Origin of the sequence: Chryseobacterium sp. MHB01 (assembly GCF_034651565.1) — a bacterium.
GTDB classification, from domain to species: domain Bacteria; phylum Bacteroidota; class Bacteroidia; order Flavobacteriales; family Weeksellaceae; genus Chryseobacterium; species Chryseobacterium nepalense.
This window is the reverse complement of the sequence record NZ_JAYEDA010000006.1, coordinates 147,180-159,602: the sequence shown is the minus strand read 5'-3', so window position 1 is coordinate 159,602 and position 12,423 is coordinate 147,180. Positions and strand designations below refer to the sequence as shown.

General features: G+C 40.0%; 7 protein-coding genes. All 7 read left to right on the top strand.

Annotated features, from left to right (window positions below; all coding sequences use genetic code 11):
- Window positions 1-47: 47 nt before the first annotated feature.
- The 7 genes from U9K52_RS11700 to U9K52_RS11670 all read left to right on the top strand — a co-directional run bounded on the left by U9K52_RS11700 (window position 48) and on the right by U9K52_RS11670 (window position 12,316).
- Complete coding sequence (locus U9K52_RS11700; RefSeq protein ID WP_322926621.1) at window positions 48-662, top strand: hypothetical protein; 615 nt, start codon at window positions 48-50, stop codon at window positions 660-662.
- A 30-nt stretch (window positions 663-692) separates the two neighbouring features.
- Complete coding sequence (locus U9K52_RS11695; RefSeq protein ID WP_312174901.1) at window positions 693-2,762, top strand: T9SS type B sorting domain-containing protein; 2,070 nt, start codon at window positions 693-695, stop codon at window positions 2,760-2,762.
- Window positions 2,763-2,837: 75 nt separating this feature from the next.
- Window positions 2,838-5,228 (top strand): T9SS type B sorting domain-containing protein, encoded by a 2,391-nt coding sequence (locus U9K52_RS11690; protein ID WP_322926620.1) that lies wholly within the window; start codon window positions 2,838-2,840, stop codon window positions 5,226-5,228.
- A gap of 166 nt (window positions 5,229-5,394) precedes the next feature.
- Entirely contained in the window at window positions 5,395-6,987 is a 1,593-nt protein-coding gene (gene dnaB, locus U9K52_RS11685) for a replicative DNA helicase (protein ID WP_248389833.1), read from the top strand.
- A gap of 66 nt (window positions 6,988-7,053) precedes the next feature.
- A complete protein-coding gene (gene rnhA, locus U9K52_RS11680; protein ID WP_248389832.1) occupies window positions 7,054-7,530 on the top strand; it encodes a ribonuclease HI in 477 nt (158 codons plus the stop codon).
- A gap of 163 nt (window positions 7,531-7,693) precedes the next feature.
- A complete protein-coding gene (locus U9K52_RS11675) occupies window positions 7,694-9,943 on the top strand; it encodes a lectin-like domain-containing protein (RefSeq protein WP_263601742.1) in 2,250 nt (749 codons plus the stop codon).
- Window positions 9,944-10,057: 114 nt separating this feature from the next.
- Window positions 10,058-12,316, top strand: coding sequence for a T9SS type B sorting domain-containing protein (locus U9K52_RS11670; protein WP_322926617.1), 2,259 nt, complete (start codon window positions 10,058-10,060; stop codon window positions 12,314-12,316).
- The last annotated feature ends 107 nt before the right edge of the window (window positions 12,317-12,423 follow it).

The following is a 12,423-nucleotide window of genomic DNA, read 5'->3' as shown; positions in this document are numbered from 1 at the left end:
ATTTAAATTTAATAATTTTTTATATTTGTGATATAAAATTCCCTTACATGAAAAAAACTCTACTTATTTGTTTTTTGGTAATTGGTTTTTGCCTAAATGCTCAGAACTATACCGAAAAAGACTTCAAACAAACTGTTTCGCAGGTAAATAATGCTAAAACAGAAAACGACTTCGACAATGCTTTTCAAAAGCTTTCCAGGTACACTTCTACAAAACCTACGGAAAAATGGGAAGCGTATTATTATGCGGCAGTAGCCATGTATATGAAAGCAGAACTGCAGCTTAAAAAAACGCCATCCCAGGATGTTTCTGAAATCAATGCACTTGCCAGAAAATATGGAAAAGCAGCTTATTCAGACAACAAGCAGAATAATGCAGAAGCAGACATACTGCTAGGTTTGATCGCGCTTCAAAGATCTCAGATCAGCGGAGCAGATGCTAAAAAAGATCTGGAAGCGGCTTCGCAATTCATTGCAAAAGCTGAACCCAATGCACAGAACAATCCCAGGCTGGCTATATTAAAAGCCAAATTTCAGGAAAGATCCGGCAATAAAGGAAATGCCGAAAAACAATTTCAGAACGCATTGAAAGCATTTGAAAATAAAAATCCTTCTACCGGCTCAGCAACATGGGGCAGAATACTGATTCCATCTATGAATTAATCTAGCATTGCAAACTTTAAAACAACTAAAATGAAAAAAGCTCTATATATTTTTTTAATTTTAATTTCCCAGACCATTTTCGCACAATCCAGTTCAGATTGCGGCGGAAACGTACAGGTTTGCGGAAATACACCTATTTCTTTTACACCAACAGGTCCTGGTAACGTAATGGAAACCCTTGGAGGATGTTTAGGCACTGAACACTTCTCCATTTGGTACACTTTTACCATTGCGACATCAGGTACATTAACGTTTGTTATCAACCCGAATAATTTCAGTGATGATTATGACTGGGCTGTATATGGGCCTAATGTTACTTGTGGAAATTTAGGAGGACCTATCAGATGTAATTATTCTGCTGACGATGGCCCAACAGGACTTAACACAACCGCAACCAATACCTCTTCAGGCGCAGGAGGCTCTGCATTCTGTTCCAGCATGAACGTAGTAGCAGGACAAACCTATTATCTCCTTGTAGATAACTTCTCATCGAGCGCCAATGGTTTCGTATTGTCATGGGGAGGTACTGCTACACTGGTTTCACCTTTCAACAGTGCATTCCAGCCATATCCTTTCATGGAGCCGGGAACTCCAGGACCTACACCAAACTCTCCAAGAGAAGTTGTAGTATGTTCAAATCCTGCTGTTTTTGATTTTACAACGCTTTCAGCCGGTATTGTAAACAATAACCCGAACTTTAATGTATCATATTATTATAATCAAAATGATGCGATCTCGGGAAACAACCCTATTACGACACCTATTACCGTAAATACTACCAGTACCTATTTCTATGCAATTACCTATTCGGTTCCGGGGGCTCCGGCTACCGCTATTAACAGATGTAGAATTCCGGGTAGTTTCAAATTCATACAGAAAGCCATTACCGGGACCAATGTAACGCTAACGAAGTGTAACAATAACAACCAAGGGACTGCTGTTTTTGATCTTACGACGGCTAACGTAAATGCCGATCCTACGGTAACCCGAAAATATTACCCGACATTAGCGGATCTTAATGCCGGAACCAACGAAATCACAAACCCTTATCAATATGTTTCTGCTGGTGGTAGCGTGTATGTATTGCTCACTTCACCATTTGACTGTAAAGCAACTGCAATAATTACATTAGCCTTCTTCCCGGTAGTAACGGTAACAGAAGCAACGCTTAGATCTTGTTTCATCGAAACAAATCCCGCTACGGCTTCATTCGATCTTACAGTAGCACCAGTTACGACACAAACAGGAGTTAAAACGTATTATCCGTCAATGGCTGATGCAGTAGCAGGAACCAATCAGATTGCCAACCCAAGCACCTATATCTCTCCGAACGGCGTGGTATTTATAAAAGTAACGGATGGAAACGGATGTTACGGAGTCGCTAAAGTAAATCTAGTTGTTTTACCACCGGTATATTCAAATACGCTGGATGATAAGATCATTTGTATAGAAGATACAACAACGCTGGATGCAGGACCAGGATTTACAGGATATAAATGGAGCACAGGTGCTACAACACAGACCATTAATAACGTAACTGTAGGTACTTATTGGGTAGAACTGAAAACAGGAGACTGTATTACAAGACAAACCGTAAAAGTATATCCTTCTGATCAGCCTGTTATTTCCGGTATTGACATTGCCAACAATAGCGTTACTGTGAATGTTGTAGGTGGAACCGCACCTTACAAATATTCTCTTGACGGAATCAACTGGCAGGATTCTAACATTTTTACAAATGTTCCAAGAGGTGACAATTCAATATATGTAAAAGACGGATACGACTGCGATCCTATTACAGTTACTGTAGTTGTTCCGAATCTCGTAAATGTTATTACTCCTAACGGAGATGGTGTGAATGACGTAATTGATTATTCCGCATTGGCAAGTAAGCAAAATCTAATACTAAGTATTTTTGACAGATACGGTGTAAAAGTAGGACAAGCCGATAAATTCAACGGATACAAATGGGACGGAACTACAGGTGGCAAGAAAGTACCTACCGGAACTTATTGGTACACCGTAACATGGAATGAAAATGACAAGAAAAATACGCCATTCAAATTCTCCGGATGGGTGATGGTGAAAAATAGAGAATAAAGTAATAAAGAAAACCGCTTTCTTAAGCGGTTTTTTTCACATGTAAAAAATAATAAATTATAAAAATCATTTCTAATGAAGAAAGTACTATTGCTGACTGTTTTATTTTTCTCACAATTATTTTTTTCACAGTCGGATTGTATTACTGCTATTCCGGTATGTGGAAATTCAAATATTTCCTATGATCCTACCGGCCCCGGAACAGTTACTGATATCCCCAACCCTGCACCGGACTGGCTATGCCTAAAAGGTGGAGAACACTACTCTGTATGGTACAGCTTTACGGTAGCAACTTCGGGTACATTAACTTTCGAAATAACACCCAATGTAGATTTAACCCTTCCTGCTACCGCACCGGGAAACTCAGCCGATTATGACTGGGCAGTATGGGGACCAAGCCCTACATGCGGAAACTTAGGAACGCCCGTAACGTGTAATTATGCAGGAATGACGGGAACCTGGCCAAACCCAACCGGATTATCGGCCAACCCGCCAAATGCACCGAATGCAGGATACAATCCACCTATGAATGTAACTGCCGGCCAAACTTATGTTTTATTGGTAGATAACTTTAGTCATAATTCTTTAGGATTTTCTTTAACCTGGGGAGGAACTGCAACCCTTACTTCTGCATTTACAGACCCTGCATTAACACCGAATCCATTTATTGCACCAGGTTCTCCGGCTGCAAACCCTGCAGATCCGAATGAAATTTTAAAGTGTGCTCTGCCTACCATGTTTGATTTCAGTACTCTATCTACAGGAATCATCAACGGTAACCCGAACTTTACGGTATCTTACCATTTAACAAGCAATGACGCCATCACAGGAAATGCGCCAATTACGACGCCTATTATGGTGAATGCAACAACCATCTATTATTACAGATTAAAATATACCGATCCTGCCAACCCGAACAATCCTATAAACGGATGTTTCCAAGTTGGTAAATTCAAATTCAGATCAGGTAATATTGTAGTACAGGACGCAACAATATCTTCATGTAATTTCGATAATACCGGTATCGGGTACTTCGATTTAAATTCTGCGAATGTCTACAACCCTACCAACGTTACTAAAAAGTATTATCCTACCATGGCCGATCTGAACGCAGGAACCAATGAGATTACCAATCCTTCTTCCTATGCGTCTGCCGCTCCGAAAACAGTATTCGTAAAAGTTACAACTTCAGAAGGATGTGTAGGAACAGCCCAGATAACACTGCAGTTCTTACCTGCTCTTGATGTAGTTCCTACTACTGTAAAGGCTTGTAATAACAATAATGCAGGAACCGGAGTTTTTAATTTGACGACTGCAAATTCTTATCCGACTTCAACGAATGTAACCAAAAAATACTACCCTACCCTTGCGGACCTGAATGCAGGAACCAATGAAATTATAACCCCATCTGCATATACCTCTGTTGCTCCAAAAACAGTATACGTAAAAGTAAGAACGCCGCAGGGATGTACAGGATACAACCAGATTACTTTACAGTTTAATCCTGTTGTTGTAGTAAATGATGCCTCTATTGAAGAATGCTATATAGCTACAAATGTAACAACAGCTTCGTTTGATTTGACACAAACAGCAGTAACGTCTCAGACAGGAACTTCCAAAAAATATTTTAAAACAGAAGCCGATGCTGTAGCAGGAACAAATGAAATATTAAATCCCGCAGCTTACATTGCAACAACAAGTGTGGTATATGTGAGAGTAATTAATGACACGAATTGTTATGCTATTGCAAAAATTAACCTGAAAGTTTTACCTCCTGTAACATCTTCCATTCTTAAAGATAAGATCATCTGTATAGAAGATAAAACCACTTTAGATGCAGGTCCTGGATTTGACGCTTACGAATGGAGCACAGGTGCTACCACACAATCTATTTCCAATGTGTCTGCAGGTGTTTACTGGGTTAAATTAAAAACAGGAAAATGCTGGACATTACAGCCAGTAAAAGTGAGCGCTTCCGTACAGCCGGTTATTACCAATATTGAGATCACAAACGATTCTTTTACCGTAACCGTAAACGGAGGAAAAGGTCCTTACCAATATTCACTTGACGGTACGAACTGGCAGGATTCAAACGTATTCTCCGGGCTTCCGAGAGGCGAAAATACAGTATATGTGAAAGATTCTTATGATTGTAACCCTATCAGCGTTCAGGTAACGGTTCCTAATCTGATCAATGCCATTACGCCAAACGGGGACAACAAAAATGATTATATAGATTATTCAGCACTGTCATATAAGAAAAATGTTGTTTTCACCGTGTATGACAGATACGGAAACATGCTGTACCGTGCCGATAAAATCAGGAACTATACCTGGGACGGAACTTCCAATGGCAAGAAAATCGTAACCGGTACATACTGGTATACCATAACGTGGACTGAAAATGATAAAAACAATACCGAAACCAAATACAGCGGCTGGGTATTGGTAAAAAACATCGATTAATCAACCCGTTAATTTTCAAACACTTAAATCACCTCTTAACAGAGGTGATTTTTTTATGCACATCAACACAAAACCGCATTCTTATTATATTTTAACAATGTTGTGTTCATAAATTGTTGAATACTATTTTTTAATTGCTTTTCAAAAAAACTATCTTTGCAGAACTATGGCGCAGAAAGAAACATTATCTTCATTGACGAACGGAAACTTTGCAAAAGAACTCTCCATTGCTGACGGAAAAATGCCGCCAAATGCTCTGGATTTCGAAAGACTGGTTATCGGAACCTTTTTAATTGACAAAAAGGGTCTGGACCATTCTATTGATTTACTTACACCGGAAGTTTTTTATGATCCGAGACATCAGGTAATTTTTTCTACCATTTTAAAACTTTACGAAGGAAACCAGCCGGTTGACTTAATGACCATCATACAGGATCTGAAGAAGGAAGGCAGATTGAATCTTGCCGGCGGAGACAGCTATATCATTGATCTTACGATGGGAGTAAGTTCGTCTGCACATATCGAATATCATGTTCGTGTTATTCTCGAAAAATATATTTTACGAAGTTTAATTAATGTATCGGCGAACGTTATTGATGCCGCCTATAAAGAATCAACCGACGTTTTTGAATTGTTGGATAAAGCCGAACAGTCATTTTTCGAGATCACCAACGGAACGATCAAAAAAGGGTTTGATACCGCTAATTCATTAGTAAAGCAGGCCATTGACACCATTAAATCTTTAAAAGATAAAGAAGGGCTTTCTGGGGTACCTTCAGGATTCCGTGATGTGGATAAAGAAACCGGAGGATGGCAGAATTCCGACCTTATCATTATTGCGGCACGTCCGGCAATGGGAAAAACCGCATTTCTTCTTTCCATGGCAAGAAATATCGCTGTAGGACACAAAATTCCGATGGCTCTGTTTTCCCTTGAAATGGCTTCCGTACAGCTTATCACGAGGATGATTGCGTCCGAAACGAGAATTTCTTCCGAAAAATTAAGAAAAGGAACACTGGACGATGAAGAATGGCAAAGACTGTTCTCCAATGTATCAGAACTTGAAAATGCTCCGCTCTATATTGATGAAACTCCTTCTCTTTCTATCTTTGACTTCCGTGCAAAATGCCGTAGATTGGTAATGCAGCATGGTGTACGATTGATTATGGTCGATTATCTTCAGCTGATGACAGCCGGTGGCGGCGGAAAAGGAACCGGAAACCGTGAACAGGAAATTTCCATGATCTCAAGATCACTGAAAGCCATCGCAAAAGAACTTAACGTTCCTGTTATTGCTCTTTCGCAGCTTTCGCGTAGTGTGGAAACACGTCCCGGAAAAAGACCCCAGCTTTCCGACCTTAGGGAATCCGGAGCAATCGAGCAGGATGCGGATATCGTATCCTTTATCTTCAGACCGGAGTATTATAAAATCACCGTTTGGGATAATGATGAAGAAGGCCAGGAAACCTCAACGGAAAACCAGGCAGAGCTTATTATCGCCAAGCACAGGAACGGTGCAACTGCCGATGTACGCTTATCCTTCCTGAAACATTTTGCTAAATTCGGGGATATTGAAGCAGCTTTTGATGGCGGAATGGGTGGCGGATACCCTTCTAATTTTGGGTCTGCCGAACCAAGTGGCTTTGATAAGATTAAAACAACCATACAGCCCGGAGCAGCATTTGATCTTCCGAATAATTCCCAGGTATCAGGATCTTCTATGAATGATTTTGATGATGACGATGATTTTCCTTTTTAAAATAATTGATAGTTAAATCATTCCTTATTTTTTTAAACTAAATCTTAGCCTCAGCCTAAATCTGATATGAGAATTGAAATATACACCGACGGCGCATGCAGCGGAAATCCCGGAAAAGGCGGGTATGGAATTCTCATGCGGGTCCCCGAAAAAAACTACCAGAAAACATTCTCAAAAGGTTTCAGGAAAACTACCAACAACAGAATGGAGCTTCTCGCCGTAATTACTGCTCTGGAAAAACTGAAATCTCCTGAAAATGACATTCATGTTTATACCGACAGCAAGTATGTTGCCGATGCCATCAATCAGAACTGGCTTGCCGGATGGATCAAAAGAGGCTGGAAAAATGTAAAAAATCCTGATCTTTGGCAAAAATTTGTGGTATTGTACAATCTTCATAAGCCAAAAATGCACTGGATTAAAGGCCATGCCGGCCATTTTGAGAATGAACTGTGCGATAAACTTGCCGTAACTGCCGCAGCATCAGCAGATTTAGCCATTGACACTTACTTTGAAAATATGGAAAAGAATTCTCTTTTTTAATTTATATTCAAACTAAATACAAGTAATAACCTTTCAGTATTTACTGATATAACTTATCATTTATTATAAAATAACCATCTATTTCGGTAAAATTAACATTAAATATATATTTATTGATTAGGATTTAATATCTTTGACACGTCTAAATCTAAGTGTCTAATAAATGAGTAAAAAAATCTACCTCTTTTTATTGGTAAATGCATTGCTTCTTTTTCCGAAATATGCTTTATCCCAAACCTATCAGCTTACAGGAAATCCCGTAAATACAACAGGATGGACCATGGTCGCCCCCACTGTAGTTAATACAGATTTTGTACAGCTGACTCCGGACACCAACAACCAATCCGGATCAATCCGCTTAAACGATCCAATTAATCTTAAATATTGTGACAAGTGGCGCGTGGAGTTCGATTTCAGAATGGATTCCAACCAGACGGCCAATGGAGACGGTATTGCTTTCTGGTACCTTGCCAACCCGCCGGTAGCCAGCGTTTTAGGTTCAGGACTTGGTGTATCACAGAATGCGGTAGGATTTATCGTAGGATTCGACACCTACAACAATACCACTACTGCCGTAATGAGCAAAGTGCATGTTGCCTACGGACAAGTTGCCAACACTACCGATAATAATAATGTTGAATTTTTCAATGTTGCCGGAAGTTCTTTCCACTCACCGGACATGAACACCACGCTTCCTTTTCAGGGAACAACATATAAACATGTTGAAGTGACCGCACAGGTAGACCCCGCGGCTCCTGCCAACTGGATTGTAAAAATTACCATCGATGGAAATCAAATCTGTAACCAGTCTTTTGCCCCATCAGGAACAGCAGCGGCAATGACGATAGGTTATTTCGGATTTTCAGCTTCCACAGGAGGAAACAGATCAAGACATTCCATTAAAAACGTAAAGGTTTACATTGACAAAGTAGCCCTTAATCAGACAACAGTAACCGATACTTTTTGTCCGAACCCGACTACGGGACAGGGAACGGTAAATCTAACGAGTTACCAGAATCAGTTTGTAGCTAACCCTTCAAACTACACTTTCTCGTACAGTGTATCAGGAACCCCCATCACAAACCCTACGAATTACCAGTTCAGCGCCAATACCACTGTTTCGGTATTGGTTAAAGATAATTCAGGATTACTCTGTGACAACCCGGATGGTAAAATACAACTCAATCTATCACCATTTACTGCAACTCCGGCCACGCTTACTGCATGTAATAACAATAACGCCGGAACAGCAACCTTTAACCTTACTTTAGCAAATGTAAATGAACCCGCAGGCTCTACAAAAAAATACTATAAAACATTAGCAGACCTTACTGCCGGGCTTGAAATTTCAAATCCTGCAAATTATGTTTCTGCAGCGGGCACGGTATATGTAAAAGTAACCACACCGTTAGGATGTGTGGGTTCAGCACCAATTACGCTGGCATTTTTCCCACCGATCGTGTCAAATGATGCCACGATAGAATCATGTTTTATAGAAAATGCTCCTACAACAGCATCATTTGATCTTACACAGGCAAATGTGACTTCAGCATCAGGCATTACAAAAAAATATTATAAAACCGAAGCTGACGCACTTGCTGATACCAATGAAATTGTGCCGGCAAACAATTATATTTCGACATCGTCTACAGTTTATGTAAGAATCACCAATCTTGCCGGTTGTTTTGTGATTGTTAAAATAACACTTAAAGTTTTACCTCCTGTTTATTCTTCAGTATTAAAAGATCAGACGATCTGTATTGACGATAAAACAACACTGGATGCAGGCCCGGGGTTTGATACCTACTTATGGAGCACGGGAGCCACGACACAATCTGTTCAGGATATTACACCAGGCTTGTATTGGGTACAGCTAAAAACAGGAAGATGTATAACAAAGCAGATGGTAAGGGTAAATCCTTCACCTCAGCCTGTTATTGCTACGATCGACATTACAAACAATACCATTACCGTAAACGTAAAAGGAGGAAAAGGCCCTTATCAATATTCCCTTGACGGTGTAAACTGGCAGGATTCTAATGTATTCACAGGACTCGCGAGAGGTGAAGTAAAAGTATACGTGAAAGATGCTTATGACTGTACACCAATTCAGATACAGATTACGGTTCCAAATCTTATTAACGCCATCACCCCGAACGGCGATAATGTAAACGATGTGATTGATTATTCTGCGCTTGCTTACAAAAAAAATCTTGTTTTCACCATCTTTGACAGATACGGAAATAAGCTTTATCAAGCTGACAAAATCAGAAATTATAAATGGGACGGAACAACCGGCGGTAAAAAAGTAATCACTGACACATACTGGTACACCATTACATGGAACGAAAATGACAAAAATAGTACGCAGACCACTTACAATGGCTGGGTATTGGTAAAGAACAGAGAATAATAATTTACATTAAGATCACTTCGGTTTGCGGAGTGGTCTTTTTTTAAGCAATACTAAAACCAAAAACATAAATGGCCAACTAAAAAAACTCAATAATTAATAACCAATCACTTCATGAAAAACAATCTGCTCTCTTATTTTCTCCTGATTTTAATCTGCTTTTCCGGCAAAATTTCTGCGCAGACCTATCAGCTTACGGGCAACCCTGTAAATACTTCCGGGTGGGATCTGGTTTCCAGCGCCTCTGTCAATACGGATTTCATACAACTCACCCAGGACATCGGAAACCAATATGGAGCGATAAAGCTTCAGGATCCTATCAACCTGAAGTATTGCGATAAATGGAAAGTTGAATTTGATTTCAGGATTGACGGAAACGGAACTGCACAATATGGGAGAGGCGACGGATTTACTTTTTGGTACCTGGCCAATCCTCCTACGGGATTTGTTTCGGGAGGAGGTCTCGGAATTCCTGCTAATGCCAGCGGACTGATGGTAGGATTTGATATTTTTAATAATTCTACAGAAGGCCAAATGAGCAAAATCCACGTTCTGTACGGAACAAATAACGGGCTGAATAACAATATCGAGTACAATAATACCGCAGGAAGCACTTTTCATTCAGCAGACCTGAATCCTACACAGCCTTTTGTGGGATCAACATATAAACATGTAGAAGTAAACGGAGAAACAGATCCGGCCAACCCCACCAACTGGCTTATCAAAATAAGAATAGATGGTGTACTGATTGTTGACCAGTCTTTTGCCCCTTCAGGAGGAGCCACAGGCATGACGACAGGTTATTTCGGATTCTCTGCAGCAACAGGCGGAGCAAGTGCAAGACATTCCATTAAAAATTCAAAGATCTATATTGATAAAGTGCCCATCTTAACAAATACAATCAACCCTTTTGTATGTGTAAATCCGGCAACAGGAAACGGAAGTGTGGATCTAACTTCATTCCAGAACCAGTTTGTAACAAATCCGGCCAATTATACTTTCTCCTATTTCGGACCTGGGGGAACACCAATTGCCAATCCTGCCGATTATCAATATTCTGCAGGCACAACTATTATTACCGTTGTAGTAAAAGATCCTTCTTCCACATTATGTGACAACGGGGACGGAACTATTGTACTTACACCAAGTCCTTTTGCCGCCAATGATGTAACGCTTACCGGATGCAACAACAATAACGCCGGCGGAGCAGTGTTTGATCTTACATCAGCAACATTATCATCCGTTCCGGGAAGTACCGCTGTATTTTATAATACAATGTATGACCTCAATAATCATATCAACCCGATCACCAATTTTTCTGCTTTTCTTTCTCCTGCGGCTACTATTTATGCTCAGGTCACTACTCCACAAGGATGTACCGATGTAGCACAGATTACATTAGCATTATTTCCTGTAGTGGAAGTTCAGGAAGCAACTTTAAGAGCATGTGCTATTGAAAGCAATCCTTCAACAGGATTATTTAATCTTACAACAGCTCCTGTAACGACTCAAAACGGAGTTGTGAAACAATATTATCCTTCCCTAACCGATGCCCAAAACGGAACAAACTCAATTTTAACATTTAATTCTTATATCTCGCCAAACGGAGTCATTTATATTAAAGTTATTAACGGAAATGGCTGCTATGCCATCGCCAAGGTTAATCTTATCGTTATCCCTCAGGTTTTCTCAAACACTCTTGAAGATAAGATTATTTGTATGGAAGATACAACAACCCTTGATGCAGGACCCGGATTTACCGCATATGAATGGAGCACCGGCGCAACAACTCAAACAATTTCAAATGTCGGGGTGGGTACCTATTGGATAAAGCTGAAGGCAGGCGATTGTGAGGCAACCCAGACCGTAAAAGTCTATGCTTCTGACCAGCATGTTATCTCAAGTGTTGATATTTCAAACACGACCGTTACAATATATGTGAACGGCGGAACCGCACCTTATCAGTATTCTACGGACGGAATTAAATGGCAGGACTCTAATGAATTCAATAATATACCTAGAGGAGACAACCATATTTTTGTAAAAGATGCATACGACTGCAATCCTATTGACATCAATATTGTAGTTCCGAATATCATTAATGTAATAACACCGAATGGAGATGGCATCAATGACGCTATTGACTATTCTGCACTTTCAGGAAAACAGAATCTCATATTCAATGTATATGACCGTTACGGGGCCAAAATCCACCAGGCAGATAAATCCAACCAATACCGATGGGACGGAACTGCAGCAGGAAGAAAAGTTCCTACAGGAAGTTATTGGTATTCCGTTTCCTGGAATGAAAATGACAAGAAAAATACGCCTGTAAAATATTCCGGATGGATCCTTGTTAAAAACCGGGATTGAGAATAAAGTATCTTAAAGCTCACTTCAATATGAAGTGAGCTTCCATTTCAGCAGATTATGATACACATTATCTACTCACAGGCACTTTACAACAGCAATACACCGTA